Annotated in this window: 29 protein-coding genes and 1 tRNA gene; 18 read left to right on the forward strand and 12 right to left on the reverse strand. The window is 60.8% G+C overall.

Annotated elements, in window-relative coordinates; translation table 11 throughout:
* Positions 1 to 106: 106 nt before the first annotated feature.
* From O4G74_RS10490 to O4G74_RS10515, 6 genes are read left to right on the forward strand one after another with little or no spacing between them, the layout of a single operon-like run.
* Positions 107 to 1,477: an alpha,alpha-trehalose-phosphate synthase (UDP-forming) gene (locus O4G74_RS10490; protein WP_269402560.1), complete on the forward strand. Its 1,371-nt coding sequence runs from the start codon at positions 107 to 109 to the stop codon at positions 1,475 to 1,477.
* Positions 1,477 to 2,205, forward strand: a complete 729-nt coding sequence (gene otsB / locus O4G74_RS10495) for a trehalose-phosphatase (RefSeq protein WP_269402561.1) — start codon at positions 1,477 to 1,479, stop codon at positions 2,203 to 2,205. The genes O4G74_RS10490 and otsB overlap by 1 nt, the downstream gene beginning before the upstream one ends.
* The gene (locus O4G74_RS10500) at positions 2,202 to 3,971 is read left to right on the forward strand and encodes a glycoside hydrolase family 15 protein (protein WP_269402562.1); all 1,770 of its coding nucleotides are present in this window, start codon (positions 2,202 to 2,204) and stop codon (positions 3,969 to 3,971) included. Before otsB ends, O4G74_RS10500 begins: the two co-directional genes overlap by 4 nt.
* A gap of 42 nt (positions 3,972 to 4,013) precedes the next feature.
* On the forward strand, positions 4,014 to 4,427 hold the full coding sequence (locus tag O4G74_RS10505) for a DUF1330 domain-containing protein (protein ID WP_269402563.1): 414 nt from the start codon (positions 4,014 to 4,016) through the stop codon (positions 4,425 to 4,427).
* A gap of 32 nt (positions 4,428 to 4,459) precedes the next feature.
* On the forward strand, positions 4,460 to 5,191 hold the full coding sequence (locus O4G74_RS10510) for an HAD family acid phosphatase (RefSeq protein WP_269402564.1): 732 nt from the start codon (positions 4,460 to 4,462) through the stop codon (positions 5,189 to 5,191).
* Positions 5,191 to 6,180, forward strand: a complete 990-nt coding sequence (locus tag O4G74_RS10515) for a glutathione S-transferase family protein (protein ID WP_269402565.1) — start codon at positions 5,191 to 5,193, stop codon at positions 6,178 to 6,180. Before O4G74_RS10510 ends, O4G74_RS10515 begins: the two co-directional genes overlap by 1 nt.
* A gap of 150 nt (positions 6,181 to 6,330) precedes the next feature.
* Here the strand turns inward: O4G74_RS10515 and O4G74_RS10520 are convergent, their stop codons facing one another.
* Positions 6,331 to 6,798, reverse strand: coding sequence for a GAF domain-containing protein (locus O4G74_RS10520; protein ID WP_419715394.1), 468 nt, complete (start codon positions 6,796 to 6,798; stop codon positions 6,331 to 6,333).
* Positions 6,799 to 6,945: 147 nt separating this feature from the next.
* Between O4G74_RS10520 and O4G74_RS10525 the strand changes: the two genes are divergently transcribed.
* The 7 genes from O4G74_RS10525 to O4G74_RS10555 all read left to right on the forward strand — a co-directional run bounded on the left by O4G74_RS10525 (position 6,946) and on the right by O4G74_RS10555 (position 13,961).
* Positions 6,946 to 7,677, forward strand: a complete 732-nt coding sequence (locus O4G74_RS10525) for a hypothetical protein (protein ID WP_269402567.1) — start codon at positions 6,946 to 6,948, stop codon at positions 7,675 to 7,677.
* On the forward strand, positions 7,674 to 8,882 hold the full coding sequence (locus tag O4G74_RS10530) for a DUF4350 domain-containing protein (protein WP_269402568.1): 1,209 nt from the start codon (positions 7,674 to 7,676) through the stop codon (positions 8,880 to 8,882). The genes O4G74_RS10525 and O4G74_RS10530 overlap by 4 nt, the downstream gene beginning before the upstream one ends.
* The gene (locus O4G74_RS10535; RefSeq protein WP_269402569.1) at positions 8,872 to 9,828 is read left to right on the forward strand and encodes an AAA family ATPase; all 957 of its coding nucleotides are present in this window, start codon (positions 8,872 to 8,874) and stop codon (positions 9,826 to 9,828) included. The genes O4G74_RS10530 and O4G74_RS10535 overlap by 11 nt, the downstream gene beginning before the upstream one ends.
* Positions 9,825 to 11,138 carry a DUF58 domain-containing protein gene (locus O4G74_RS10540; RefSeq protein WP_269402570.1) on the forward strand — a complete coding sequence of 438 codons (1,314 nt, stop codon included), beginning with the start codon at positions 9,825 to 9,827 and terminating at the stop codon, positions 11,136 to 11,138. The genes O4G74_RS10535 and O4G74_RS10540 overlap by 4 nt, the downstream gene beginning before the upstream one ends.
* Positions 11,135 to 12,133, forward strand: a complete 999-nt coding sequence (locus O4G74_RS10545; protein WP_269402571.1) for a stage II sporulation protein M — start codon at positions 11,135 to 11,137, stop codon at positions 12,131 to 12,133. The genes O4G74_RS10540 and O4G74_RS10545 overlap by 4 nt, the downstream gene beginning before the upstream one ends.
* The gene (locus O4G74_RS10550; protein ID WP_269402572.1) at positions 12,133 to 13,080 is read left to right on the forward strand and encodes an RDD family protein; all 948 of its coding nucleotides are present in this window, start codon (positions 12,133 to 12,135) and stop codon (positions 13,078 to 13,080) included. The genes O4G74_RS10545 and O4G74_RS10550 overlap by 1 nt, the downstream gene beginning before the upstream one ends.
* 224 nt (positions 13,081 to 13,304) lie before the next feature.
* Positions 13,305 to 13,961, forward strand: a complete 657-nt coding sequence (locus O4G74_RS10555; protein WP_269402831.1) for a Crp/Fnr family transcriptional regulator — start codon at positions 13,305 to 13,307, stop codon at positions 13,959 to 13,961.
* Positions 13,962 to 14,004: 43 nt separating this feature from the next.
* Here O4G74_RS10555 and O4G74_RS10560 read toward each other — a convergent pair.
* Positions 14,005 to 14,081: transfer RNA gene (locus tag O4G74_RS10560), tRNA-Ile, on the reverse strand.
* A 117-nt stretch (positions 14,082 to 14,198) separates the two neighbouring features.
* Between O4G74_RS10560 and O4G74_RS10565 the strand changes: the two genes are divergently transcribed.
* Positions 14,199 to 14,981 carry an SIMPL domain-containing protein gene (locus O4G74_RS10565; RefSeq protein ID WP_269402573.1) on the forward strand — a complete coding sequence of 261 codons (783 nt, stop codon included), beginning with the start codon at positions 14,199 to 14,201 and terminating at the stop codon, positions 14,979 to 14,981.
* A gap of 84 nt (positions 14,982 to 15,065) precedes the next feature.
* Here O4G74_RS10565 and panD read toward each other — a convergent pair whose 3' ends face one another.
* Positions 15,066 to 15,431: an aspartate 1-decarboxylase gene (gene panD, locus O4G74_RS10570; RefSeq protein ID WP_119378192.1), complete on the reverse strand. Its 366-nt coding sequence runs from the start codon at positions 15,429 to 15,431 to the stop codon at positions 15,066 to 15,068.
* Between the two features lie 258 nt (positions 15,432 to 15,689).
* On the opposite strand from panD, the gene O4G74_RS10575 reads away from it, so the two are divergent.
* Positions 15,690 to 17,456 carry an SLC13 family permease gene (locus O4G74_RS10575; RefSeq protein WP_269402574.1) on the forward strand — a complete coding sequence of 589 codons (1,767 nt, stop codon included), beginning with the start codon at positions 15,690 to 15,692 and terminating at the stop codon, positions 17,454 to 17,456.
* A 16-nt stretch (positions 17,457 to 17,472) separates the two neighbouring features.
* Here O4G74_RS10575 and O4G74_RS10580 read toward each other — a convergent pair whose 3' ends face one another.
* From O4G74_RS10580 to O4G74_RS10600, 5 genes are all read right to left on the reverse strand, one after another.
* Positions 17,473 to 18,480: a zinc-dependent alcohol dehydrogenase family protein gene (locus O4G74_RS10580; protein WP_269402575.1), complete on the reverse strand. Its 1,008-nt coding sequence runs from the start codon at positions 18,478 to 18,480 to the stop codon at positions 17,473 to 17,475.
* 81 nt (positions 18,481 to 18,561) lie between these two features.
* Positions 18,562 to 18,948: a VOC family protein gene (locus O4G74_RS10585; RefSeq protein WP_269402576.1), complete on the reverse strand. Its 387-nt coding sequence runs from the start codon at positions 18,946 to 18,948 to the stop codon at positions 18,562 to 18,564.
* Positions 18,949 to 18,953: 5 nt separating this feature from the next.
* Complete coding sequence (locus O4G74_RS10590; protein ID WP_269402577.1) at positions 18,954 to 19,373, reverse strand: secondary thiamine-phosphate synthase enzyme YjbQ; 420 nt, start codon at positions 19,371 to 19,373, stop codon at positions 18,954 to 18,956.
* A 61-nt stretch (positions 19,374 to 19,434) separates the two neighbouring features.
* Entirely contained in the window at positions 19,435 to 20,232 is a 798-nt protein-coding gene (locus O4G74_RS10595; protein ID WP_269402578.1) for a transglutaminase-like domain-containing protein, read from the reverse strand.
* A 76-nt stretch (positions 20,233 to 20,308) separates the two neighbouring features.
* The gene (locus tag O4G74_RS10600; RefSeq protein ID WP_269402579.1) at positions 20,309 to 20,446 is read right to left on the reverse strand and encodes a hypothetical protein; all 138 of its coding nucleotides are present in this window, start codon (positions 20,444 to 20,446) and stop codon (positions 20,309 to 20,311) included.
* Positions 20,447 to 20,532: 86 nt separating this feature from the next.
* Here O4G74_RS10600 and O4G74_RS10605 point away from each other — a divergent pair, with 86 nt between their 5' ends.
* On the forward strand, positions 20,533 to 21,819 hold the full coding sequence (locus O4G74_RS10605; RefSeq protein ID WP_269402580.1) for an O-acetylhomoserine aminocarboxypropyltransferase/cysteine synthase family protein: 1,287 nt from the start codon (positions 20,533 to 20,535) through the stop codon (positions 21,817 to 21,819).
* A gap of 81 nt (positions 21,820 to 21,900) precedes the next feature.
* Here O4G74_RS10605 and O4G74_RS10610 read toward each other — a convergent pair whose 3' ends face one another.
* The 3 genes from O4G74_RS10610 to O4G74_RS10615 form a co-directional block, all read right to left on the reverse strand.
* A complete protein-coding gene (locus O4G74_RS10610; protein ID WP_269402581.1) occupies positions 21,901 to 22,650 on the reverse strand; it encodes a DUF72 domain-containing protein in 750 nt (249 codons plus the stop codon).
* A gap of 77 nt (positions 22,651 to 22,727) precedes the next feature.
* Positions 22,728 to 23,012: a type II toxin-antitoxin system RelE/ParE family toxin gene (locus O4G74_RS16450; RefSeq protein WP_419715384.1), complete on the reverse strand. Its 285-nt coding sequence runs from the start codon at positions 23,010 to 23,012 to the stop codon at positions 22,728 to 22,730.
* Positions 23,009 to 23,251, reverse strand: a complete 243-nt coding sequence (locus tag O4G74_RS10615; protein WP_269402582.1) for a type II toxin-antitoxin system ParD family antitoxin — start codon at positions 23,249 to 23,251, stop codon at positions 23,009 to 23,011. Before O4G74_RS10615 ends, O4G74_RS16450 begins: the two co-directional genes overlap by 4 nt.
* A gap of 202 nt (positions 23,252 to 23,453) precedes the next feature.
* On the opposite strand from O4G74_RS10615, the gene O4G74_RS16455 reads away from it, so the two are divergent.
* Positions 23,454 to 23,741 (forward strand): GIY-YIG nuclease family protein, encoded by a 288-nt coding sequence (locus O4G74_RS16455; RefSeq protein WP_419715395.1) that lies wholly within the window; start codon positions 23,454 to 23,456, stop codon positions 23,739 to 23,741.
* 3 nt (positions 23,742 to 23,744) lie between these two features.
* On the forward strand, positions 23,745 to 23,942 hold the full coding sequence (locus tag O4G74_RS10620; RefSeq protein WP_269402583.1) for a hypothetical protein: 198 nt from the start codon (positions 23,745 to 23,747) through the stop codon (positions 23,940 to 23,942).
* Between the two features lie 34 nt (positions 23,943 to 23,976).
* On the opposite strand, the gene rpoD is transcribed toward O4G74_RS10620, so the two are convergent.
* The gene (gene rpoD, locus O4G74_RS10625) at positions 23,977 to 25,944 is read right to left on the reverse strand and encodes an RNA polymerase sigma factor RpoD (RefSeq protein WP_269402584.1); all 1,968 of its coding nucleotides are present in this window, start codon (positions 25,942 to 25,944) and stop codon (positions 23,977 to 23,979) included.
* Positions 25,945 to 25,983 lie beyond the last annotated feature (39 nt).

Here is a 25,983-nt window from a genome sequence, read left to right on the forward strand (position 1 = left end):
GGCCAACACCTTGGCGCGTGCGCAAAAACTCATGTGAAATCGAACCTTTGGGGTTGATGCGCTTTCTTCCTTCGGCATCTTCAAGTTCCAGAAGGAAGGGTTTCGCATGGGCCGACTGATTGCCATCTCGAACCGCACCGCAGCTGATCCGAGTGCCCGCGCAGGCGGCCTCGCCGTCGCGGTCTGGGAGTCGCTGACATCGACAGGCGGCATGTGGTTCGGCTGGTCAGGGAATATTGTCAAAGGTGAGCCGGGCCCGCCCGAGCACATCACCGATGAGGGCGTCGACTTCATCGTTACCGACTTTACCGAGGCCGAGCATGACGGCTTCTATCTGCAATATGCCAACCGGGTCATCTGGCCGGTTTTCCACTATCGGGTGGACCTTGCCCATTTCGGCGACACCGATTTCGACGCCTATGAGAAGGTGAACAAGCGCATTGCCGACATGGTCGTGCCGCACCTCGAAAAGGGCGACAGCGTCTGGGTGCATGACTACCATTTCCTGCTGATGGGCGACTTTTTGAGGAAAGGCGGATGGGACGGCCCCATCGGCTTTTTCCTCCATATTCCCTTCCCCTCACCTGAGGTTTTTCGCGCCCTGCCCGAACATGAGCAAATCGCCCGCGCCATGTGCGAGTTCGATGTGCTTGGCTTCCAGTCAGAGAATGACCGCTCCAACTTCGTGCAATTCCTCGTGCGTTCCTGCGACGGGGTCGATGAGGGCGATGGCTGGATCAGTGTCTTCGGCAGGCGGATCAGAGCGAACGCCTATCCCATCGGAATTGAGGCAGAGAGTTTCGCAAAACTTGCGGTTGGTCAGCGTGCCAAGACGGCCGCCACCCGCATCGGTAAATTCCTTGGCGGGCGAAAGCTCGTCCTCGGCGTGGACCGGATGGACTATTCCAAGGGCCTGCCGCAGCGCTTCGAAGCGGTCGGCAAGATGTTCGACAATTTCCCCTCGACGCGCGGGCGCGTGTCCTTCACGCAGATCGCGCCGCCATCCCGCTCCAAGGTGGAAGAGTATCAGGACCTCCGCGTGCAACTTGATGAGCTGGCTGGCCGCATCAATGGCGACTATGGCGACCTCGACTGGATCCCGCTTCGCTATCTTGCGCGTTCCTACGACCGGAAAGAGCTCGCCGGGCTGTACCGCATCGCTTCGGTCTGCCTCGTGACGCCGCTACGGGACGGGATGAACCTCGTCGCCAAGGAGTTCGTCATGGCGCAGGACCCGGACGACCCCGGCGTCCTGATCCTGTCGCAGTTTGCAGGCGCCGCTGAGCAGTTGTCCGACACTCTGATCGTCAATCCGCATGACCGCTACCATGTCGCCGAGACGATCTACAAAGCGCTCGAAATGCCCCTTGAAGAGCGGCAGGAACGCTGGGAAAAACTGCGCCAGACCGTTGTCGAGCAGGACATCTCCTGGTGGCGACAGAAATTCCTCGATGATCTGGACGTCGATACTTGTTGATGAATACCCCTACTGACCTGCCAGATCTCGACCCTCGGCACGCTCTCTTTCTTGATTTCGACGGCACGCTCGCCCCGCTGCAGGACGATGCGGCGACGGTGAGGTTGCCGGACGGGCTCGCTGAAGAGCTGATCCGGCTGAAGAACACGCTTGGCGGCGCGCTGATCATTATCAGCGGGCGTGATGTGCGCGACCTCTCCTCCCGCGTACCGAACACGCTGTGGCGCGCGGGCACGCACGGTCTGGAGATTTGTGCACCGGGCGAGAGCCCCGAAGAGACGCGCTCTGTCGCCCCAGGCGCGCTGACGGCGCTTGCCGAGACAGCAATCGCAGGTCTGGACAGCGTGCACGCAGAGACAAAGGGCGAAGTGATCGCCTTTCATTATCGCCTGAACCCTGAAGCTGCCCCGACATTGCAGGCGCGGCTGGAGGCAGGGCTCGCCAACATTGACGGCTACAAGCTGCAGGCGGGCAAGATGATCTTCGAGGCCAAGCCTGTCGGCGCGAACAAGGGCAAGGCCGTCGAAAAGCTGCTCGTGCTGGCCAAGCTGGAAGACCGCATGCCCGTTATGGTCGGGGATGACACGACCGACGAGGACGCGTTCGATGTGGTCAACCGGCTCGGCGGGGTGTCGATAAAAGTGGGCAAGGGCGAAACACGCGCCACCTACCGGCTGGAAAGCCCGGAAGCGGTGGCAGACTGGATCAAGCGTCAGGGGCGCACATGAGTAATCTCGAACTCGGTATTATCGGCAATGGCACGGTCGCGGGCCTGATCAATGAGCATGGCGAATGCGTCTGGATGTGCCTGCCGCGTCTCGACGGTGAACCTGTCTTCAACAGCCTGCTTGGCGGACGCGGCAAGTTCGCAATCACGCTGCAGGGCCATTGCAAGAGCACGCAGCGCTATCGCCGCAACACAGCCGTCATAGAGACTGAGCTGGAAGCCGAAGACGGCTCTGCCATCCGCATTACGGACTATTGCCCGCGCTTCATGGACAAGGGCCGGATGTTCCGGCCTGCTTCCATGGTGCGCCGGATCACGCCGCTGCGAGGCATGCCGCGCATTCGAGTGGACCTGTTCGCGCAAAGCCAGCGCGGCGACTACAATATGGTCACCCGCCGGGGCGTGAACCACATCAAGTTCCTTGATGAGAATGCAGGTTTCCGAATCACAACCGACGCGCCCGTCTCCTATGTCATGGATGGGCGCGACTTCGTGCTAGACCGCGAAGTAAGCTTCTTGCTGGGCCCGGATGAAAGCTTGTCCGACCGGGTGGGCGTCATCGCGCTCGAATGGCTCGAGCGCACCGCCGACCAGTGGATGAGCTGGTCGCGCCGTCTCGCTACCCCGCCAGACTGGCAGGACGCGGTGATCCGCGCGGCCATTACGCTGAAGCTCTGCGTCTATGAAGAGACCGGCGGCATCGTTGCGGCATTGACCACTTCCATACCTGAACATGCAGGCTCTGAGCGCAATTGGGACTATCGCTTCTGCTGGCTGCGGGATGCCTATTTCACAGTGACAGCGCTCAACCGCCTGTCTGCGGTGGGAACGCTGGAATATTATCTCGCCTATCTTCGCAATACGGTGGCCCATACAAAGGGCGGGCATATCCAGCCGGTCTATGGCATCGCGCTGGAGCATGATCTGACCGAGGGCTTTGCCAATGCCCTGCCCGGCTATCGCGGCATGGGGCCGGTACGCTTCGGCAATCAGGCAGCCGAGCACATCCAGCATGATGTCTACGGCCATGTCGTCCTCGGCGCGAGCCAGGCCTTCTTCGACGACCGCCTGCACGCCAAGGCTGGCGAACTGGAGTTCGAGCACTTCGAAGGCGTCGGCGAGCGCGCCTATGCGGTCTGGAATACGCCAGATGCAGGCATCTGGGAGTTTCGCGGCAAGGCGCATATCCACACTTCTTCGGCCATCATGTGCTGGGCAGCCTGCGACCGGCTCGCCCGGATCGCCACTTTTCTCGGCAAGCCTGACCGCGCCAATTACTGGAACGCCAAGGCCGACGAGATGCGGACCGGCATTCTCGACCTTGCCTGGAATGAGAAGCGCCAGGCTTTCACCGGCGCCTTCGGTGAGGACGCCCTCGATGCGTCTGTCCTGCTCATGGCCGAGATCGGCTTCATCGATGCCATGGATGAGCGCTTCATCAAGACCGTCGAACGCATCGATGAGGAGTTGCGCGACGGCTATCATGTCTATCGCTACCGGGTGGAAGACGATTTCGGCCTGCCGCAGACCGCCTTCACCGCCTGCACCTTCTGGCACATCGATGCTCTCTCGCGAATTGGCCGGATAGAGGAAGCCCGCGCCATGTTCGAGGATGTCCTTGCCCATAGAACGCGTCTGGGGCTGCTCTCGGAAGACATCGACACGTCGACGGGTGAGCTCTGGGGAAATTTCCCGCAGACTTATTCCATGGTCGGCATTATCAATGCGGCGAACAGGCTCAGCCGCGACTGGGATGAGGTTGTCTGAGACCTCCTGATCAGCGATGGTTGGCTGAAAAGGGAGTGACCGATGCCAGCCGTACAGCCGAACACCGACCAGATGACCCGCTTCGCCAAGGACGCGCATGACGGGCCGATCGTCATGATCAACCTGCTGAAATTCAAGGACAAGGCCGAGTATCCGGCTGACGCGCCGGAGGCCAAGGAGAGCCTAAGCGGCGAGGAAGCCTATAACCGCTATGGCGATGGGCTCGTCGAACTGGGCAAAGACCCGCAGATCGGCGTAAACCCCATCTATACGGGCAGTGGCCAAGGCTATCTCATCGGTGGCGGCGAGGAATGGGACCGTGTTCTGGTCGTGCATTATCCCTCGCGCCAGCACATGCTGCGCATGATGCGCGACCCGCGCTATCAGAAGGCCCATCGCCACCGCGAGGCGGGCCTGAAATATCAGGAACTGATCGAAACACACCCAACGGGCTAAGCGGCCCTGCCGCGATCTCAAAGGAGCAACGCATGAATGCCTGGACACTCGTAAAGGCCTCTTTGGCCGCGATCGCGCTGACCGCTTGCGCGACGCCGTCCACCACCCCTCCGGTTCAGAGCGATATTGCGCTCAGCGAAGGCGTTGACTGGGTCGCGAACAATCCTGAATGGGGCGAAAAGGCAGGGGAAGTCTTCGCGCTGGCCACCGACTATGTCGCAGAGGTCGCCGCAAGCAGGGAGGCTGGCACCTGGGCGGTCGCGCTGGATATTGATGAGACCGTACTCAACAATGTCGAATACCAGATCAGGCGTGAGCGCATCGGCGAAACCTATACGCCGGAAAGCTGGCATGAATGGACCTCAGAGAAATCCGCAACGCTGGTGCCCGGCGCAAAACCATTCATTGAACGGGTCAACGAACTTGGCGGCCATGTCGCGCTGGTGACCAACCGGGCCGACACCGAACAGCTTTGGACCGAGGAAAACCTCGCCAGCGTCGGGCTGGAGCGTAATGAGGACTTCCGCGTCCTGCTGACCCGCGCACAGCCGAAGGGCGCATCCGACAAGACGCCACGCTTCGATGTAGTGCCTGCAGTGCTGGCCGCGCAGGGCTATCCGGGTGTCGAGATCGTCGCCTACATCGGTGATAACAAACATGACCGGCCGCAGCCGATCAGTGCGGATGACAAGTTCTTCTGCATCGATCAGGGCGCCATGTACGGCACACCCTGCGCGCAGCGGCCCCAGCCGGTGATGAACTGATGACCGAGATTTACAAAGTCCACGGCGCGCTCGGCTCGCCCTATTCCATGAAGGTGCGCGCCGCGATGCGCGCCAAGGGCCTGCCGCATGTCTGGGTACCGATGACCGCGGACATTCGCGGCGACGTGCTAAGCCAGGTGAAGGCGCCGGTCATCCCGGTGATCAGGACGCCGGGCGGCCAGTGGACGAACGATTCCACGCCCTTCCTTCTAGCGCTGGAGGATGAAGGCCGCGCCCTGCTGCCGCCAGACCCGGTCCAGCGTTTCGCCTGCCTGCTACTTGAGGACATGGCCGACGAATGGACCATGAAGGCGATGTTCCACTATCGCTGGCACTATGCAGAAGACGCCGAATGGTGCGCGAACTGGCTGATGTATGACAGTCTGCCACTGGCAGGCCGCGAGCAGGTTGAGCAGGCAGCAGCGATTATCCGCGAGCGCCAGATTTCTCGCATGGCGCTGGTCGGTTGCACGCCGGAGACAAAGCCCGTCATCGAAGGCTCTTTCAGACGCGTCACCGGCCATCTGGAAGAAGTCGCCCTCGGCAAAACGCTCTTCCTGTTTGGTAATCGCCCCTCACTCGCCGACCTTGCTTTCTATGGTCAGGTGAAAGTGATGAGCGTCGACCCGACGCCGATGGCCTTTCTGCGCAAGGAGCGGCCCTATTTCTATCGCTGGCTGGACATGGTCGATGACGCATCAGGCATAGATGGCGACTGGACTGGCGAGCCGTCAGCCGCAGCGAAGGCGCTGCTGGCGGTCGCGGGCGACACGTATCTGCCTTTCCTGAGCGCCAATGAGGAAGCGCTGAAGGCGGGTCATGAGACGTTCAGCCTCGAGCTTGATGGCAAGCCATATACGCAGGGTGTGTTCAAGTATCAGCTCCGCTGCCTGATGGCCCTCCGTGAAGCCTGGAAGGATCTGCCGGAAGAGGCACGGGAAAAGCTGGCCGCCATGATTGGCGAGAATGCTGAGCTTCTTAAGGCCTGACTTCGCACGACCCGGCCCCGTCATCCCGGAATTTGCGCCAGCAAATATCCGGGACCCATGGCGGTTGAGAGGGGCGCATCCAGCCGCCATGGGTCCCGGCTCTCCCTTCGGTTGGCCGGGATGACGGTGAGAGCGGTTGGGCGCTGAACCTCAAGCCGTCAGCAGGATCTTGCAGATCGCCTCGAGACCCTCGCGGTCAACCTCATCGAAGGCGTCGAATTCCGTGGAATCGACATCAAGCACAGCGGCGAGCTTCCCGTCTGCGTCGAAGACCGGCACGACGATCTCTGAATTGGAGCGCGAGTCGCAGGCGATATGGCCTGGAAAGACGTGCACGTCCGGCACGAGCTGCGTCTGACCTTCCGCCGCGCAGGCGCCGCAAACGCCCTTGCCGAACGGGATGCGCAGGCAGCCAAGCGTGCCCTGATAGGGGCCAACGACTAGTTCTTCGGGCTTTAGCGGATCGACCACATAGAAGCCGGTCCAGAAAAAACGCGGGCGGAAGGCTTCGGCCAGAAGACAGGCCGCGGACGCATAGCGGGCAGGCACATAGGTCTCGCCCGCGACGAGGCTTTCGATTTCCAGTTTCAGTTCTGCATAGCGTTCGGCGCGGTCCATTGGCGTCTCCTTGAATGTCGCGTCCCGCATATCGGTGATCATGGCCCTAATCTCAATGCCCCATGGACGCCGCGCTGCTGCTCTGAAATAGTCACAACGGTCTGGAGGGAATGGGCGCATGCAAACGACGCAAGAGGAGGCGATTGCTTGAAGTCCATTCTGCTTGGCGCACTCCTTACCGTCTTGGTGTTCGCTAGTCCTTTTCTTAACGCGCAGGCCATCGCACAGGCGGCCGCCAGCGACGAAGCCGATGTCGAGGCACTCGTTGAAGCGCACACGGCCAATGGCCGCATACAGTCCGAGCGCCCGACTTTCGAGCCGGAACCGGACGAGGGAACTCCGCGTCGCAATAACGGTATCATCGAAGCCATCGGCAAATTCTTCGCATGGATCTTCCAGAATTTTGGCTGGCTTATCCGGTATCTACTGATCGGGGCAGTGGTTGCCGTCGTAGCCTATGCCCTCTGGTACATGCTTGGCGGGCTGACCCTGCCCGGCCGGCGCAAGCGCGAACAGAAAGCCGAAGCAGATTTTTCCATCATCGATGAGGGCAGGCCCGCCAGGGAAGAGGCGGAAGCCCTGCTCCAACAAGCAGACGCTCTCGCCGCTGAAGGCCGCTATGCCGAAGCGGTCCACCTCCTCCTCTTCCGCTCGATTGCCGACCTCAATGCACGGCGCGCAGGTGGCGTGCCGCAATCGCTGACCGCGCGCGAGATCGAACGCCTTGGCGACCTGCCGGAACGCGCGCGCGCCGCGCTGTCGCCCATCATCCGTCTCGTCGAGAAGTCATTCTTTGGCGACCGGCCCGTAGACCAGAGCGGCTGGAAGGAAGCGCGGGCGTCCTATGAGGCCTTCGCCTTCAAGGCGGCACGCGCATGAGTGAACGCCTGCCTCAAGCGCGCACGCCCTTTACCGGCCGCGTCATCATTATCCTCATCATCGTCTCGCTGCTGTCGCTTGGCGCCGTGCTGACTCTCATGGCCTGGTCGCCGGACCTTGCCTCCCGTGACCGGGCCGGCCCGACCCCCTATTCGCGCTCCGCGACCGGGTATGAGGGACTGATCAACATGCTGGAGGCGCAGGGCCGCGATGTCAGCGTGTCGCGCCTGCCCCGCACTATGGAGACGGGTGGGCGGCGCATGGTTGTCGCAACGCTCGGGATTAGTGGACGCAGCCTCGACCCGGACGAGATCTCCGGTCCTGCCCTGATCGTGCTGCCGAAATGGAATTACCGCTCCAACCCCGCCAAGCGCAGCTGGGAGCTGACTTCAGACCTCGCCTCGACAGAACGCGTGCGCATCCTGCTGCGCGAGTTCGATGAGGATGGCGACATCGCGCGCGAAGAGAACCCGGGCGAAGTCACGACCGACTTCGGCACGTTCAACCCGGACTTTGAAGACGAATTGCAGGTCATCGAAGCCGACCAGCTCGAGCCGCTGATTTCGGTGCCGGGCGGCGTGCTCCTCGGCAAGGTCCCCGACCGCGAGCTTTATGTTCTGTCGGACCCTGATCTTCTCAACAATTTCGGCCTGTCGCGGCTGGAGAATGCCCGGCTTGGCCTCGGTATCCTCGCAGACCTTTCAGACAATGGCCGCCGCCCCATCGTGTTCGATGCGACGCTGCACGGGTTCGAGCATTCGACGAACCTCCTGAAGATCCTGCTCGACATTCCTTTCCTCGGCGCGACACTGATCGGGCTCGCCACGATGCTGCTGGTTGGCTGGGCGTCGGCAGTTCGTTTCGGCGCGCCGGAGCGCGAGACCCGCGCCATCCAGGCTGGCAAGCGCGCGCTGGCAGATAACTCGGCCGGCCTCATCGCGATGGCAGGGCGCGAGAAGCGCATGGCGCCCGGCTATCTCGCCCTTAGCCGCCGCGCACTAAGCCGGGAGCTTGGCCTGCCGCGCACCCTCTCGGAAGAAGAGTATCAGGCCCTGCTTGACCGGATGGCAGAGCAGCAGGGCATGGAGACGAGTTTTTCAAAGCTTCAGGCGGGGCTCTCTTCGCCTGCAAGCTCCCGCGATGACCTCAGGAACAAGGCCCGCGCGCTATGGCGCTGGCGCAAGGAGATGACACATGAGCAATGAGACAGTTCAGGGCCTCGCCGGCCGGATCAGGTCTGAGGTCTCCAAGGCCGTGATCGGACAGGTCGATACGGTCGACCTCATGCTGACGGCGCTATTCTCGGCAGGCCACATCCTGCTCGAAGGCCCGCCCGGTACAGCGAAGACGCTGCTGACCCAGTGCTTTGCCGCCGCTATCGATCTCGACTTCGGGCGTATCCAGTTCACACCGGACCTGATGCCGGGCGACGTGCTGGGCACGAACCTCTTCAACTTCCAGACCAATGAGTTCTCACTCACCAAGGGGCCGATCTTTACCGACATCCTGCTGGCAGACGAGATCAACCGCACGCCGCCAAAGACGCAGGCCGCGCTGCTGGAAGCTATGCAGGAGCGCAAGGTGACCATCGACGGCAAGGCGCACACGTTGAACGACCGCTTCATGGTCATCGCTACGCAGAACCCGATCGAGCAGCAAGGCACCTACCCGCTGCCGGAAGCCCAGCTCGACCGCTTCCTGTTCAAGCACGTGCTCGACTATCCGACGCGCGATGAAGAACTGGCCATTGTCACCGGCCATGGCAACCGCACCGGCATGCGTACGGCGGCCGCCTTCGGGGTCTCCGCTGTCGTGACCGCTGCTGAGCTGAACGAGGCCGTCGTTAGCGTCGCCAATGTCAAGGTGAAGGAGGATATTGCGGGCTATATCGTCGATATCGTGCGCGCGACGCGGGAGACGCCCGCGCTTGAAACCGGCGCCAGCCCCCGCGCAGCTGCGGCCATCGCAGCCGCATCGCGGTCGCGGGCCGCGCTCGACGGTCGCGATTTCGTCATCCCCGATGATGTGAAGACGCTGGCACGCCCCGCCTTGCGCCACCGCGTGATCCTTTCTCCGGCAGCCGAGATCGAAGGGCGCAGCACCGACGAGACCCTCGCTGCCCTCATCGACCAGACGCCCGCGCCGAGATGATCGCACCGACCCTGCGCGCCGTCTTTCTGATGCTGGCCGGTCTGCCCTTGCTCGTGGTAATTGCCATCGCCGCGCCGGGGCTCTGGACGCTTTCCGCTGGCTGGATCGCAGGGGTACTGGCGCTGATGCTGGCCGATACCGCGCTTGTCGCGCGCGCCTCCGACCTCAGCATCGAGGTCGACGCGCCGCCGCTTCTCTACATTTCGGGCGACGATCCGGTAGCGGTCACCTACCGCTTTCGCAGAGGCCCTCTGCCCCATCTTGTCGAGACGGAGATGGAGACCAATGAGCTGATCGAGCCGCCTGTGCGCAAATGGCTGAAAGGCTTTAACGACAATGCGCACACGGCTGAATATACGCTGACGCCGCTACGCCGGGGGACCGGACGCATCGAGCGGATATGGGTGCGCTGGAAAGGCCCGCTTGGCCTTGTCGCCATTCGCAAGACTGAAACGCTCGGCACCGAACTCGCGATCACGCCGAACACGCGTTGGGTAAAGGATGAAGCCGTGCGGCTTTATCAGCGCGACGCCGATTTTGGCATCAAGATGCAGATAGACCGCGGCGACGGGTCTGAGTTCGACGCCCTGCGTGAGTTCACCGCCGGCATGGACCGGCGGGCCATCGACTGGAAGCATTCAGCCCGTCACAACACGCTGCTCGCCAAGGAATTTCGCACCGAGCGCAACCACAATATCGTCTTCGCCTTCGATACAGGCCGCCTGATGAGTGAACCGCTGCGCGGCGTCCCCAAGATCGACCGGGCGATCAATTCAGCCCTGCTGCTCGCCTATGTGTCGCTCCGCTCTGGCGACCGCACAGCCATATTCGGCTTTGATGCCCGCCCCGGCGTCGCCTCCAGCCTGCTGACCGGGCCAGGCGCCTTCCCGCATGTGCAGAAGCTTGCCTCAGAGCTCGACTATTCAGCCGAGGACGCGAATTACACGCTTGCGCTAACCTCGCTCGCCGGGCGGTTGGGGCGACGCTCACTCGTCATCCTCTTCACCGATTTCGTCGACACGATCTCAGCTGAATTGATGCTCGAGAATGTCCGGCGCCTCACCGACAAGCACATCGTTATCTTCGCTACGTTCGAGGATGAGGCGCTTTCTTCCATGATCGACGCAGAGCCAGCCTCATCGGAGGATGTCAGCCGCGCCGTTGTCGCAGACACGTTGCTGCAGGAGCGGGAGGTCGTGTTGCGCAAGCTTCAGCGGATGGGCGTGCAGATCGTCGAGACCACGCCGGAGAAATTCGGCTCTGAGCTTGTCTCACGCTATCTCGACATCAAGCGGAGGGAGCTCCTTTGAACGACCGGGTGATGAAATCCTACCGCTTCCGTGAGGAACGCGAGGCCGACTGGCAGGCACTGGACCGTATCGTAACGCGGGCCGAAAAGCGCGGCGTCAAACGCCTTTCGGATGAGGACATGCTGGCCCTGCCCCGGCTTTATCGTCAGGCAGTCTCGTCGCTCTCGATGGCACGCTCGATCTCGCTCGACCAGAACCTGCTCGCCTATCTCGAGACGCTGTGTGCGCGTGCCTATTTCTTCGTCTATGGCACCCGCGCCAGTATGGGCGCGCGGATCGCCCAGTATTTCAGGCGCGACTGGCCGGATGCCGTATCGCGTGCCGTCCTGCCGACACTGCTGGCGGCGCTCTGCCTGTTTGGCGGCGGGCTTCTCGCCTTTATCCTGACCTTGCAGGACCCTGAATGGTTCTGGACGTTCAATTCCGGCTGGGACAGCCGCAACCCTGACGCGGGATACGACTATCTGCGCTCCACACTCTATACGGAAGAAACCAATATCGCGGACATGTTGGGCGCTTTCGCCGCGCAGCTATTCTCGCACAACAGCACGATTGCCGTGACAGCTTTTGCGCTGGGATTTTGTCTCGGCATCCCGACAACCATCCTCCTAATCTACAATGGCCTCAGCATTGGCAGCTTCATGGCGGTGTTCTTCTCGAAAGGACTTGGCGCCGAGCTGACTGGCTGGCTCTTCATCCACGGCGTCACAGAGCTATTCGCCATCGTCCTGGCTGGAGCGGCCGGTTTCATGATTGGCGGCGCCGTAGCCTTCCCCGGTAAGAAGACGCGCATCCAGTCCCTTCGCGACACAGGCAATCAGGCAGCGCTCGTCATCATGGGCGCGGTGATCATGCTTTTCCTGGCGGCACTGCTCGAAGGGTTTGGCCGCCAGCTCATCAATAACGATATGACGCGCTATACCATCGCAATCGGAACGCTGATCTTCTGGCTCGCCTATTTCTATTGGCCCCGCCGCACGGACGAGGCTGTATGATGGCAAGGCGCAAAGGCAAGAAAGACAGCCAAGCGATCGAGGCGCGACGCGAGGCGCTGCGCCGCCGAGATATGCGGGTGAAGGAACAGGAGCGACAGGCAAGGCGCATTCGTCCGCTCGTCACGCCGGAAGGCGCGGCACTCAATTTGCGAGTGGCCACAGCGTCAGAACGGGCGGGCGCCTTCCTTCTCGACTTCTCGATCTTGGTAATCACGGTCATCGCGTTCAGCTGGCTTGTCGCGATCGTCTTTTCGGAAATGGGTTTCCGCGGCTGGCAGATCGCGGGCTCCATCGCGGCGGTCGTCGTCTTTCTCCTCCGGGTCTTCTATTTCACCTTTTTCGAGATCGGCCGGAAAGCGGCAACGCCGGGCAAGCGCGCACTCGGTCTGCGGGTTGCCGCCCGAAATGGTGGTCGGTTGACGGCAAATGCCGTTCTTGCCCGCAATTTCATGCGCGAACTGGAAGTCTTTTTGCCGCTCACCCTGCTGGTCATGGGATCGGAAGACGCTGTCGGGGCGTGGACCCGCCTGCTTGCGCTAGTCTGGGCGGCTACCTTCGTTCTCTTCCCGCTATTCAACTCCGAAAAACTTCGCGTTGGGGACCTCATCGCAGGCACGATGGTCATTCATGCGCCGCGCGTGAAACTCAAGAAGGACATCACGTCCGCAGAACCGCTGGCAACCGCAGGCAATCACACCTTCACGCATGAGGAACTTGATGCTTATGGCATCCACGAACTGCATGTGCTGGAGGATGTGCTTCGCCAGTCCACGTCGGAGATCAAAGCCAAGGTCGCGGACCGCATTCGCAACAAGATCGGCCGCGAAGCGTCCCCGACATCTGACGACCTCGCTTTCCTCGAAGCCTATTACGCGGCGCTACGTGCACGTCTTGAACAACGCATGCTGTTCGGAGACCGGAAAGCCGACAAGTTCGACACACGCTGAACAGGTTTTTTTCCGGAACACCCACTCTTGCCCTGCGTTCGAAGCTCCGAAGGCTGGTCCCCGCCTCGTGAAGGCGGAGTCCCGTATAAAGACCGGAATGCCCAGGGAGAAGGACGATCAATTCGCAAAACGAAGATATTTGCGTCGAGGTAGACTCTTGTCTTGCCTCGAAACTTGAGAAACTCGCGCCGCTTTCACAGGAGCAGGCCGACCTTCTCGCCTCGCTGGAGAAAGACAAGGAAGATCTCGACAAGGACGACGTCCTGGCGAAAGAGGGCGAACCGCTCAACGAACTCTTCATCCTGAAGAAAGGATGGGCAATCGCGACACGCGAGGAAACGAACGGCCGTCCGCACATTCCAACTGTGTATCACCCCGGTGATATCATAGGCCTTGGCGACGCAGCCTTCGCTCGAACGCCAAATACCACGATCGCCGCGACGCGGCTCGTGGTCTGCCGCTTTCCACGCGAGCGGCTAACCGACGTTTTACGACAGTCGCCGCGCATCAGCGGACTGGTCCTCGCGCTCAGCATGATCGACCAGGCGATGCTGAATGACCGCGTCATTGTCTGCCGCCGTACCGACGGGCACCTGAGATTGGTCCTCTTCCTCCTTCAGACCATGTCGCGATTGCGCCTGATGGAACCCCTGCTGCATGACCAGTTCCACTGCCCCCTTACGCAGGAACAGATCGGGGCAGCGACGGGGCTGTCTGCGGTGCATGTAAGCCGGTCAGTCAAGAAGCTGCTGGAACTTGACCTGATCGAGCGCCACAAGCGTTTCTTCCGGCTGAAAGACGAGGCCGGGCTGAATGAGCTGGTCGGCTATGTGAACCGCTATGAGCGTCTCGACCTCAGCTGGGTCCCAGAAGACAGGTAGGCCCTTGGAACAAAGGGGTCATCAGGCAGAAAAGTGTCTGAAGTGGTGGGCCCGGAGGGACTTGAACCCCCGACCAGACCGTTATGAGCGGTCCGCTCTAACCAACTGAGCTACAGGCCCTGATCGCATCGGCTGCGCAATTTGCAACATGCCGCCGTCACGATGGTGCCGCAATGGCCTAATTGAATGAGGACTGCAAGTCAGCATTCCCTGCAGACCGACAAGGAGACGTAACAGATGAAGATACCATCAGCCCGCACCATGGTGACCAGCTCAATCGTTGCCGCCGCCCTCGCTGGCGGTGCAGCGATTGCACAGCAGTCCACCCCCTCCCAGGGCGTACCGAACCAGCAGGCCGTCCCGTCCAACCACGCAAACTCCATCCAGCCAGAAACCACGCTGTCGGTTTCGGCCTCTGGAGAAGTTTCACGTGCCCCCGACATTGCGACGATCACCGCCGGCGTTCAGACAGAGGCGGAAACTGCTTCTGCCGCGATGAGCCAGAATGCAGCCTCCATGGAGGGCGTGTATTCCGCGCTCGAGGCGGCAGGCGTCGCAGCGCGCGACATGCAGACATCGAACCTGTCGCTGCAGCCGCGTTATGACTATTCCAACCGCGATGGAGCGCCGCCGCGCCTCGTTGGCTATACAGCCAGCAACCAGCTCAGCGTGAAAGTACGTGATCTCAATAATCTTGGCCGCACGATGGACGCGATTGTCCAGGAAGGTGGCAATACGATTTCCGGGCTCCAGTTCAGCCTGGACAACCCAACCGAAGCGCGCAATGAGGCGCGCCGCCAGGCGATCCAGACAGCTGTGCGCCGTGCCAATCTCTATGCGCAAGAAACCGGCTACCGCGTCGCCCGTATCGTCACGATCAATGAGCAGTCGAGCGGCGGCTACCAGCCCCAGCCGATGATGGCGATGCGCGCCGAAGCGGCAGATGCATCGACCAAAGTTGCGCAGGGCGAAGTCAGTTATGCCGTGACGGTCGATGTGACCTTCGAACTCCGCCAATAGGCGCGGCGGCCAGCATGCCACATAGAAAAAGGGCGGGCCCGGTCGCGGGTCCGCCCTTCTACTTTCGAATATGTGGTCGCTGACCTAGTAGGCTGCGCTCGGCGTCTTCTGCTCATTGGCATCGTCCAGCAGAACGACCGTCGGCGCGTGCTGGCTGGCCTTTTCGGCTTCAATGGACGCGAATGCGGCGATGATCACCTTGTCGCCAACAGAAAAATGACGGGCCGCAGCGCCGTTCACGCCAATCGTGCGAGAGCCGCGCGGGGCTTCGATCGCATAGGTCTGAATTCGGGCGCCATTGGTCACATTCCAGATGTCGACGCGCTCATTCGGGAGGATACCCGATGCGTCCAGCAGTTCCTGGTCAATGGAAACCGAGCCCTCATAGTGAAGGTCGCACTGGGTCACAGTGGCCGAGTGCAGTTTCGCTTTCAGCATGTTGAGAAGCATTTCGGATCTCCAATGGCTCTCTGCATTTGCCCCAAATTATATATGGGCGCGATTGCCCCTACGTAAAGGTTATATGACGCGCCGCAACAAACTGCGCTTAAAGCATAATGGTCAGGGCGGGTGAAGGGTTTCACGGCGTCATGCCATGAAAATCTGCATGAACACCCCTGTTAGACGCGCGCCTTCAGCGTAGATATTCTTCATCCGAGACCCATGACAGCCATGGAAAACCGGGCGCAGAAGGACACCTCGGAACTTATGTTTCTAGCAGATTATTCCGAATGGGTCGCGATCGCGATCATTCTCGTCATGCTTGTGAGCTTCCTGCTCGAACGCCTGCCGCCAGCCGCCACGGCGATCGCAGGCGCCGCCGCTTTTCTCGCGCTTGGTTATGTCGGGGAACAACCCGCGCTTGGCGCGTTTGCCAACAGCGCCCCGATCACCATCGGCGCCATGTTCATCCTTGCTGCCGCCCTGCAGCGCACGGGCGTTCTTGAACATCTTGCCTCGCGCATCCTTGCGCTGGCCGACACATCACGGATAGGCGCGATTTTGCTAGTTGGCGTGGTCACGATTGCCGCGTCAGGTTTCGTGAACAACACCGCTGTGGTGGTCATCCTCGTCCCTGTCGTCATTGCACTGGCGCAGAAGCTTTCCGTGTCGAAAAAGCGTCTGCTCATCCCGCTCTCCTACATCTCCATCCTTGGCGGTACGCTGACCCTGATCGGCACCTCCACAAACCTCATCGTGGCCGGTGTTGCGCTGTCGCGGGGGCTGGAAAGGTTCAGCATCTTCGAGATTACCGGCATCGGCCTCGTGACGCTCGGCGTGACGCTTGGCTTCCTGCTCATTTTTGGACGCTGGTTGCTCCCGTCCGGCGAAGCAGAAGATGATGACGACGTCAGGCCGCAGACTTTCCTGACCGATATCTTTCCCAATGAGGACACCAAGGCGATTGGCGTCAGCCCCGACGACCTGTCAGCGCTGAAAGTGAAAGGCGTCAGGCTTGTCTCCCAGCGAAGGGGCAACCGTATCGTCACCTCGAAAGACGAAGATCGCGAACTTGCTGCTGGCGACCGGCTGACCATTCGCGCCACGCTGGAAGAACTGCTGACGTTCGCAGGTAGCGAAGCCTTCAAGACCGGTCTGCGCCTTCGCCGCCATCATGCAGATGAACCGAAACAGGTACAGGCAACCATTACGCCGACCGACTCCAATATCGGCCGTCCGCTGTCGCTTCTTTCCTACCTGTCGGATTATCAAATCACGGTGCGCGGTCTCGCGCGTCCTGGCAATCAGCCGGGGCCGACGCTCGCAAGCTGCCGCCTGCGCGCTGGAGACCGGCTGCTGCTTGAAGGGAGTGAGGCCACGCTGCGCTCGCTTGCCAACTCAACGCCGCTTGTTATCGAGCAGGAAATTGATGCTGTTCCCTTCCGCCGGGGACATGCCCCGATTGCGATTGGCACGCTGGCGGGGGTGATCCTGGCAAGTGCCTTGTTCAGCTTCCCGATTGTCCTGTCGGCGCTGATCGGCGTCGGCATCGTCATGGCAACGGGATGTATAACCGCAACCGATGCGTGGCGATCACTGCAGGCGAATGTGCTGGCGCTCATTATCGCCATGCTGATCGTTGGACAGGGGCTGGAGCAGGCAGGTGCCGTCGATGTGATTGTTTCGGGCGTGTCGCCGACCCTGCTGGCCGCTTCCCCCTTCATCGTTCTTCTGCTGATCTATGCGCTGACATCCGTCCTGACCGAGCTCGTGACCAACGCTGCCGTTGCTGTCATCATGACGCCTCTGGTCATTGAGCTTGCAGGCAGTCTGGGGATGGACCCGCGCGCGCTGGTGCTTGCGGTGATGTTCGGGGCGAGCGCGAGCTTCGCCTCACCCATCGGTTATCAGACCAATACGATCGTCTACACGGCGGGTGGCTACAGGTTTGCCGACTTTCTGAAGGTCGGCCTGCCGATGAATGTCATAGCAGGCCTCGCTTCATCTACGGCGATCTGGATGTTCTTCCTGTAGCCGTGGCGGCCTCAGCCTACCATTCGGCGACGATCTTGCCGAAATGCTTGCCCGCATGCTGATAGGCAAAGGCGTCGCCAAGCTCACCGAGACCGAAGCTCTTGTCGATGACAGGCTTAAGGCCGCCATGTTCGATGGCGCGGATAAAGTCCTGCTGGTCAGCGCGCGAGCCGACGATCAGCCCTTCGAGACGCGCCTGTTTCTGCATGAGCAGTGCGGTTGGCACATCGCCGCTGACCCCTGTCAGAACACCGATCAGGGCGATATGACCACCGACGCGGACCGCCTTGATCGACTGGGAGAGGGTGCCGGCCCCACCAACCTCAACCACGACATCTGCGCCGCGACCACCAGTCAGCTCTCCAACCGTGGAGCCCCATTTTTCGTCGCTCTTGTAATTGATCACATGGTCGGCGCCGAGCGCTTTGACCCGCTCCAGCTTCTCATCCGAAGACGAGGTCGCGATAACTTCGGCCCCCATCATCTTGGCGATCTGGACTGCGAAGATCGACACCCCGCCGGTGCCGAGCGCAAGCACGGTGTCACCGGCTTTCAGGCCGCCATCGACCACGAGGGCGCGCCAGGCTGTAAGGCCCGCCGTCGTGATAGTCGCCGCCTCAGCATGGCTCCAGCCCTTGGGCGCTTTGGTGAAGCTGGTCGCCTTGGCCACCACAGCGTCGCGGGCATAGCCATCAATTCCGTCGCCCGGTGTGCCGGAGAAGTCTGACACACGCGGCGGACCGGCGAGCCATTGTGGGAAGAAGGTCGACACAACATGGTCGCCTTCAGCAAAGTCGCGGACGCCTTCGCCAATCGCTTCAACGACCCCTGCCCCATCCGACATCGGGATACGACCGTCGGCTGGCTTGCTCTGGCCTGAGCAGACGATGAGGTCATGAAAGTTCAGCGAGGTCGCATGCAGCCGCACACGGATTTCGCCCGGTCCCGGCTGTCCCGCGTCATCAATGTCGACGAGGTTGAGTTTGTCGAAACCACCCGGGGCGGCAATCTTCACGGCTTTCATGGCAAGGCTCCTGCGATATCTGTCTGCGCCCCTGAGGTTGGCCCGCGCACCGCTATCGGCAAGCCCTGCCGCCGTGATTTACTAGATCCGCCAGGGCGGGAACCGGCGATACTCTCCGGCCTGATAGAGGCAGATACGGTTGTCGGCCGGATCTCTCAGATAGGCTTCACGCCAGCCCCAGCTCTGATCTTCGGGCGGGTTCAGGAAGCCGAGTCCTGCAACCCTCAGACGCTGATATTCGGCGTCGAGATTATCCACTTCGAAATAGATGAGTGGATCGTCACACCCCTGCCAGCCTTCCACATGGTGCAGCGAGAATGTCGCCGGCTCTCCGCCATCCGCATCCGGGCACTCAAAGCGCGCATAGCGGGGCGGACTGTCGACGATCTGGATCAGGCCCAGCGTCTTGTAGAAGGCCACGCTGGCGGCGTAGTCGATGCACGGCACGGTGACCTGATTAAGCTTCATAGACCCTATCCCCCAATGTGCAGGACGACTTCTCGCCGGTGCGGACGGTCGCGGTGCTCGAACAGATAGACGCCCTGCCAGGCACCGAGCATCATCACGCCATTCTGTACCGGGATGGAGAGCGATGTCTGCGTCAGCGCTGCCTTGATATGGGCCGGCATATCGTCAGGCCCCTCGCTATTGTGGCGCACCCAGCCCATCGAGGTCTCATCGGTATGCGGGACCAGCCTGCGGAAGAACTCGTTTAGGTCAGCCAGTACGTCCGGGTCGGCGTTTTCCTGAATGAGCAGCGAGGAGGATGTGTGACGCACGAAGAGGGTGAGCAGCCCCTCAGCGACACTGGCCTCGCTCAGCGCGTCTTCGACCCGCCCCGTGAAATCGTAAAGACTTGGCCCGTATGTCTGCAGTGTCAGCGTGGTGATCATAGCGGCTCCCTTCCTCAGAGAGTGCCGTGATCAGCCCCGGGAATGCAACAGCCCGGAAGCCTCAGGCCGCTTCCACTTCTTCTGGCGCCTCGAATGCCGATACAGATTGAGAGATGAGTTCGGCTTCGCCGAAGATGGTCATGAAGCTGATATCGGCCGCGTCACGCCCGCAGATAATGCGGACAAGCTTTTCACGCTCTGCCATGCCCGTCGGGTCTATGAGGTGCCAGTTGCCGTCCAGCCAGACATCGACCACGGCGTGAAAATCAGGCGGCGTCAGCCCCGGCGCATAGGCCGACACCATGCGCGCAGGGATACCCACCGCGCGGCAGAAGCTGATCAGGACGTGCGCATAGTCGCGGCAAACGCCCTGACGCGAAGCAAACGTGTCCGCCGCCGTCGTATCGGCATCGCTCGCGCCCGGCACATATTCGAAATTAGCGAAGATCCAGTCTGCCATTTTCAGCACCTGGTCGCCGCCCTGCACGTCAGACAGCTCGTTGCGCGCAAACGCCTCGACGTCAGCGCCGCAACAGTAATGGCTGGGCATCAGATAGGTGATGACGTCTGCAGGCAATTGCACGCGCGGTGGCACGTATTTGCCAGCAAGCTGGACGGGTCCGCGGCTTACATCGACGGTCGCCGTGTAGTGAATGCTGACAGGTCCGGTCGCCGTCATCCAGCAGCGCGTATCGGCCTCATCTGCGTCGATAAGAAAGCCAAGGTTTGCATTGCCCTGAATGTCCAGCGAATTCGAAACGAGAGTCTGGTCGGCCAGAGGTCGCGCCTTCAGCGCCAGCAGAACATCTGCGGGTTGCGGGAAATTATAGTCGAGCTTGGCGTCAATCTGGATGCGCATCGCGGTAACCTGATTTGAGGAGTATGCTGCCCTAGTCGCGGGCATCGCCGATATCAACACAACGTCAACATCGATATTAAGTTGCTTGTAGCTTGCGGCCAATCTGCGCAAGTGATCGGGCCGGAATGCCGACCTCGCCGACCTTGCGTTTCACATTCAGAAGGTGCGCGATACGGGTCCGCCCCGGTGCCCGCGTCATCATGTCTCCAGACATCGCCTGATCTCTTTAGACAAACCGAATTTGGGGCGATACGAAGCAATTTGAAACCTACACAAACACAAGAATTCAGGAGGGACACCATGTCAGACGCACCACAGGATTTCGGAACGCTCGCCATCCATGCCGGGACAGAGGCCGATCCAGCGACAGGCGCGCGCCAGGTCCCGATCTATCAGACAACGGCCTATGAGTTCCGCGATGCTGACCACGCCGCAGCGCTCTTCGGGTTGCAGGAAGTCGGCTATATCTATTCGCGTCTGACCAACCCGACGATCGCGGCCCTGCAGAACCGGATTGCCGAACTGGAAGGCGGCGCGGGCGCCGTCTGCACCTCGTCAGGCCACGCCGCGCAAATCATGGCGCTCTTCCCGCTGATGGCACCGGGCCGCAATATCGTGGCGTCAACGCGCCTCTATGGCGGCACGATCACCCAGTTCAGCCAGACCTTCAAACGCTTTGGCTGGTCTGCGAAATTCGTCGACTTTGACGACCTGGACGCGGTCAAGGCCGCCATTGATGACGACACGCGCGCGGTCTTCTGCGAGTCCATCGCCAATCCCGGCGGCTATATCACCGACCTTGATGCCATCGCGCCCATCGCCGATGCAGCTGGCGTCCCGCTTATCGTCGACAATACGACGGCCACTCCGTATCTCTGCCGCCCCATCGAGCATGGCGCGACGCTGGTGGTCCACTCGCTCACCAAATACATGACCGGCAATGGCACGGTGACCGGCGGCGTTGTCGTCGATTCCGGCAAGTTCGACTGGTCGGCCAGTGACAAGTTCCCGTCCCTCTCCCAACCTGAGCCAGCCTATCACGGCCTCGTCTTCCAGGATACGTTCGGCCCGGCGGCCTTCACCTTCCACGGCATCGCCATCGGCCTTCGCGACCTCGGCATGACGATGAACCCGCAAGGCGCGCATTATACGCTGATGGGTATCGAGACCCTGCCGCTACGCATGGAGAAACATGTCGCCAATGCCGAAAAGATCGCCGCCTGGCTGGAAGGTCATGAGGCCGTCGAGGGCGTCACCTATGCCGGCCTCGACAGCTCGCCCTACAAATCCCGCGTCGCGAAGATATGCCCCAAGGGGGCGAGCGGTCTCTTCACCGTGCAGCTGAAAGGCGGCTATGAGGCGTGCGTGAAGTTCGTCAGCGCCCTCAATCTCTTCAGCCATGTCGCCAATCTCGGCGATACGCGCTCACTGGTTATCCACCCGGCCTCGACCACCCACCGCCAGCTTACCGAAGAGCAACAGACCGCCGCTGGCGCCGCACCGAACACAGTGCGCCTCTCGATCGGCATCGAAGGCGCCGACGACCTGATTGCGGATCTGGATCAGGCGCTGAAGGCGGCAAGCTAAAACGCCCCTGTAGAGGCGAGACAGCGTCAAGGCGCTGGTCTCGGCACTCGATTGCCACCGCGAGGACTGAAACGCGCCGGACTAGGCCCGCCTTCCCACTCGCTTGATCAGTTCCTGCGCGGCCAGCGGGTCGCGCGCCTTGGCACCGGAAATGAAGAACGCATAGACCTCGCGGGTTTTGGCCCACTCCCCCAGCCTGCCTGCCCAGTCATCCAGTGCCGAAGGGGCATACCCGGCCTTATAGGTCTCACGGCTTTCCTGAAGCCGGGCATAGGCAAAGCCTGCGGTCTCGATATCTGGCATCGGCCAGTCTTCGGCGTCTGAATAGACCAGCGCGCAGCCATGCGCCCGCAGCATGTCGGTGAATTCTTCTGTCTTGAAGCTCTCATTGCGAACCTCGATGGCATGGCGGATGGCCAGCCCCTCATGCTCGGCGGGCAGCGCGCCCAGAAAGGCCGAGAAATAGTCGGCATCGAACTTGCGGCTCTCGGGAAACTGCCAGTTGATCGCGCCGAGCCGGGCACCGAGCTTCGTCACGCCGCCGCCAATAAACCAGTCGATGGCTTCCTTCATCTCGTCGGGCGTCTTGCGGGATGTCGTGAACCGCTGCGCCTTCACTGTGAACTTGAACCCATCGGGGGTCTGGTCCGCCCAGTTCTCGAATACGTGCGGCTTCTGGTTTCGGTAGAAAGTGGAGTTGATCTCGATCGCCGTCAGCTGGCGCGAGGCATATTCAAGCTGGCGCTTCCTGGCGAGATCGGACGGGTAGAACGTCTCTTCCCACGGCTCATAATTCCAGCCGCCGATGCCGATGCGGATAGGGTGGGTCATGGGACGCTCGCTTGTCTGTTTCGCGGCAAAGCTAGCTGACCACGCCGGGAGTTACGACCCAAATCTTGTGGCCAGCACTACTCGTCCTGCCAATCTTCACGACCGTGGCGGATCCGCAGAATGCGTACACCGGCATCCTCGGAGACATAGAAGATAAGGTGAGCCCCGTAGCGGCACACCCGTTGAGGCGGGAAAATCTCAAAGCGTTCTCGATAGGCTTGCGGAAAAGAAGCGATCCGCTGAAACGTTCGCGTCAGGCCTTTCAGATACGACCTCGTCTGGACAGGACCAAACCGAACGCGCCCTTCATCTGCCATGGACTGAATGTCGGCAGCCGCGGCATCGGAAACAAAATATGTCAAAGCCCCGCGCGCTTCATGACATTTTCCATGAAGCTATCGATATCATCCACCTCGACAAAGCCGCTCGCATAGGCCTCATCGATCTTCTCCTGCATCGCAGCAATCTTCTCGCGCTTAGTCAGCTCGCGGCGGATGAGGTCGCGCACGACATCGGACGAATTAGCGTATTTGCCATCCTTCGTCTGTTCCTCGACCCAGTCCTTCATTTGCTGCGGCAGAGAGATGTTCATCGTGGCCATGTGCAGTCTCCTTCATGGAGTAAATGCGCACTTTGGCAAAGTTTGTCAAACGAGATTTGGCGCAATTTCAATCTAAACGCTAGTCAGCACGAAACGCAAATGAGGCTAGTATCTGAAGGCAGAGTGGAGCTTAGCATGACGATTTTGAATGATGTCCGCCGCGCCATGTTTGACGCACGAGCACCTTGGTACGCGAAAGATCATGACGGGTACGTGCGGATTCTACGCGATCTATATCAAGTCCAATTGCAACCTCCCGGCCGTTGAGGTCCCAGAAGACGGGCTTCTTTATATTGGCATGACGCGGCGAGGCTTCAGCCAACGTGACCATTTCAATCCGCGCAGCGGCCACAGCGGAAGTTGCACATTCAGGCGTAGCCTGGGCGTCCTGCTGAAGGAGCAGTTAAGCTTGGAGGTGCGCCCACGCTCCCGACAATCTGCCGGTTGTCATTTCCGCTTTGACATTCGAGGCGAGCAAGCCCTCTCGTAATGGATGAAGGGCTCACTCTATCTGGCAAGGGTCCCATTCGGCGAAAATGTTGAGCTGGCCGAGCGCCAGCTCATCCGAGCCTTGCCACCATTGAACCTGCGGGGATGGGCCAATCCCCAAAGCTATTTGATCGACCGGCTACGCGCCAAATCCGCCTCTGAGGCACGCGCGTTCGCTAAACGCACCCAAAAGGCGGCATAAAAAAAGCAGCCCACGGGCCGCTTTTCCAATTTGTCTAAGTATCCAGGAAGCTCCGCAGCTTGCGGCTCCGGCTTGGGTGCTTGAGCTTGCGCAGCGCCTTCGCCTCGATCTGGCGGATACGTTCGCGGGTCACGCTGAACTGCTGGCCAACCTCTTCGAGCGTGTGGTCGGTGTTCATGCCGATGCCGAAGCGCATGCGCAGGACGCGTTCCTCACGCGGGGTGAGTGAGGCGAGCACGCGCGTCGTGGTCTCGCGAAGGTTGGACTGGATCGCGCTATCGACAGGCAGCAGCGCCATCTTGTCCTCAATGAAGTCGCCAAGGTTGGAGTCCTCGTCGTCGCCAATTGGCGTTTCGAGCGAGATTGGCTCTTTTGCGATCTTCAGAACCTTGCGGATCTTCTCCAGCGGCAGGCCGAGCTTTTCAGCGAGCTCTTCCGGGGTCGGCTCACGGCCGATTTCATGCAGCATCTGGCGCTGGCTGCGGACGATCTTGTTGATCGTCTCGATCATGTGCACCGGAATACGGATCGTGCGGGCCTGATCGGCGATCGACCTTGTGATGGCCTGGCGGATCCACCAGGTCGCATAGGTCGAGAATTTATAGCCGCGGCGATATTCGAACTTATCGACCGCCTTCATGAGGCCGATATTGCCTTCCTGAATCAGGTCGAGGAATTGCAGGCCGCGATTGGTGTATTTCTTGGCGATGGAAATCACGAGGCGGAGGTTTGCCTCGACCATTTCCTTCTTGGCGACGCGGGCTTCGCGTTCGCCCTTCTGGACGCGCTGAACGATCTGGCGGAAATCGTCGATCGGAATACCGATCTCCTGGGAAACGGCCGTGATCTCGTCGCGGATCTCGCCGATCTGCTCGCCCTGCGTCTCGAAGAAGTTTTCCCACTTCTTCTTGGACCTGGCGGTCCCAAGCGTTTCTTCCTGCCAGTTCGGGTTCAGTTCATTGCCGAAATAGCTGTCGAGGAATTCCTTGCGTGGCACGCCCTTGGCATCGGCCAGACGCATCAGCTTGCCTTCAAGGCCCATCAGCTTCTTGTTGATGGCGTAGAGCTGCTCAACAAGCGCTTCGATACGCGCATTGTTGATGTGCATCGTCTTGAGATTGTCGACGATGGACTGGGCCAGCGCATCATATTCGTCGCGGGCATCAGCGGTCAGCGCCTTGCCTGCCATGCGGTGCTCAACGAGCCGCTCCTGAAGCTTGCGGTACTGGCCGAATGCGAGGGCAATCTCATCCAGCTTGCCAAGGACACCGTCACGAAGCTCGGCCTCCATGGCGGACATGGACATGGCCTGACCTTCTTCCTCGTCCTCGCGTTCTTCGCGGGCAAGGCGTTCTTCGGTCGTTTCGTTCTCGCGCTCGCGGGCCTCGGCTTCTTTTTCTTCCTCGGTCTTTTCGCGCGGTTCTGGCGTCGGGTTTTCCGCGCCATAGGTCGTTTCGAGATCGATCAGGTCGCGCAGGAGGATGCGCTCATTCATGAGCTCATCGCGCCAGACCATCATGGCCTCGAAGGTCAGCGGGCTCTCGCAGAGGCCGCGGATCATCGCATCGCGGCCAGCCTCGATACGCTTGGCGATGGCAATTTCGCCTTCACGCGACAGGAGTTCCACCGCGCCCATTTCGCGCAGATACATGCGCACCGGATCATCGGTCCGGTCAGAGCCGCGGGCGTTGCCCTTCTTGACCACCGCGCCAGTGGTGCCGGTCTTGGTTACTGCCGTGCTCTTGGATGCGTTTTCCACTTCGTCTTCATTCTCGACGACCTGGATACCCATTTCTGAAAGAGCCGACATCGTGTCTTCGATCTGATCGGAGGACAGTTCCTCCGACGGAAGCACGTTGTTCAGTTCTTCATGCGTGACATAGCCCTTGGACTTTGCCTGCTTGATAAATTTCTTGATCTTCGAGTCGTTGAGATCGAGCACCGGACGATCGTCGGTCTCGACTTCGGCGCCGTCATTGTCACGCTTCTGGGCTTTCGCCATCTAACTCTCCCGCCTGTTGCAGCTTGCCCCCTGCAACAT

This window comes from Henriciella marina (assembly GCF_027213945.1).
GTDB lineage: Bacteria > Pseudomonadota > Alphaproteobacteria > Caulobacterales > Hyphomonadaceae > Henriciella > Henriciella marina_A.

Bases quoted from the DNA above. Each gene is read 5' to 3' on its own strand.
- O4G74_RS10620 (WP_269402583.1), top strand. From the start codon at position 23,745: ATGAAGGGCTCACTCTATCTGGCAAGGGTCCCATTCGGCGAAAATGTT.
- O4G74_RS10515 (WP_269402565.1), top strand. From the start codon at position 5,191: ATGACCGAGATTTACAAAGTCCACGGCGCGCTCGGCTCGCCCTATTCC.
- O4G74_RS10590 (WP_269402577.1), bottom strand. From the start codon at position 19,373: ATGATCACCACGCTGACACTGCAGACATACGGGCCAAGTCTTTACGAT.
- O4G74_RS10500 (WP_269402562.1), top strand. From the start codon at position 2,202: ATGAGTAATCTCGAACTCGGTATTATCGGCAATGGCACGGTCGCGGGC.
- O4G74_RS16455 (WP_419715395.1), top strand. From the start codon at position 23,454: ATGACGGGTACGTGCGGATTCTACGCGATCTATATCAAGTCCAATTGC.
- O4G74_RS10610 (WP_269402581.1), bottom strand. From the start codon at position 22,650: ATGACCCACCCTATCCGCATCGGCATCGGCGGCTGGAATTATGAGCCG.
- rpoD (WP_269402584.1), bottom strand. From the start codon at position 25,944: ATGGCGAAAGCCCAGAAGCGTGACAATGACGGCGCCGAAGTCGAGACC.
- O4G74_RS10605 (WP_269402580.1), top strand. From the start codon at position 20,533: ATGTCAGACGCACCACAGGATTTCGGAACGCTCGCCATCCATGCCGGG.
- O4G74_RS10540 (WP_269402570.1), top strand. From the start codon at position 9,825: ATGATCGCACCGACCCTGCGCGCCGTCTTTCTGATGCTGGCCGGTCTG.
- O4G74_RS10600 (WP_269402579.1), bottom strand. From the start codon at position 20,446: ATGTCTGGAGACATGATGACGCGGGCACCGGGGCGGACCCGTATCGCG.
- O4G74_RS10615 (WP_269402582.1), bottom strand. From the start codon at position 23,251: ATGGCCACGATGAACATCTCTCTGCCGCAGCAAATGAAGGACTGGGTC.
- O4G74_RS10490 (WP_269402560.1), top strand. From the start codon at position 107: ATGGGCCGACTGATTGCCATCTCGAACCGCACCGCAGCTGATCCGAGT.
- O4G74_RS10550 (WP_269402572.1), top strand. From the start codon at position 12,133: ATGGCAAGGCGCAAAGGCAAGAAAGACAGCCAAGCGATCGAGGCGCGA.
- O4G74_RS10520 (WP_419715394.1), bottom strand. From the start codon at position 6,798: ATGGACCGCGCCGAACGCTATGCAGAACTGAAACTGGAAATCGAAAGC.
- O4G74_RS10510 (WP_269402564.1), top strand. From the start codon at position 4,460: ATGAATGCCTGGACACTCGTAAAGGCCTCTTTGGCCGCGATCGCGCTG.
- otsB (WP_269402561.1), top strand. From the start codon at position 1,477: ATGAATACCCCTACTGACCTGCCAGATCTCGACCCTCGGCACGCTCTC.
- O4G74_RS10585 (WP_269402576.1), bottom strand. From the start codon at position 18,948: ATGAAGCTTAATCAGGTCACCGTGCCGTGCATCGACTACGCCGCCAGC.
- O4G74_RS10535 (WP_269402569.1), top strand. From the start codon at position 8,872: ATGAGCAATGAGACAGTTCAGGGCCTCGCCGGCCGGATCAGGTCTGAG.
- O4G74_RS10575 (WP_269402574.1), top strand. From the start codon at position 15,690: ATGTTTCTAGCAGATTATTCCGAATGGGTCGCGATCGCGATCATTCTC.
- O4G74_RS10530 (WP_269402568.1), top strand. From the start codon at position 7,674: ATGAGTGAACGCCTGCCTCAAGCGCGCACGCCCTTTACCGGCCGCGTC.
- O4G74_RS10505 (WP_269402563.1), top strand. From the start codon at position 4,014: ATGCCAGCCGTACAGCCGAACACCGACCAGATGACCCGCTTCGCCAAG.
- panD (WP_119378192.1), bottom strand. From the start codon at position 15,431: ATGCTTCTCAACATGCTGAAAGCGAAACTGCACTCGGCCACTGTGACC.
- O4G74_RS10595 (WP_269402578.1), bottom strand. From the start codon at position 20,232: ATGCGCATCCAGATTGACGCCAAGCTCGACTATAATTTCCCGCAACCC.
- O4G74_RS10580 (WP_269402575.1), bottom strand. From the start codon at position 18,480: ATGAAAGCCGTGAAGATTGCCGCCCCGGGTGGTTTCGACAAACTCAAC.
- O4G74_RS10565 (WP_269402573.1), top strand. From the start codon at position 14,199: ATGAAGATACCATCAGCCCGCACCATGGTGACCAGCTCAATCGTTGCC.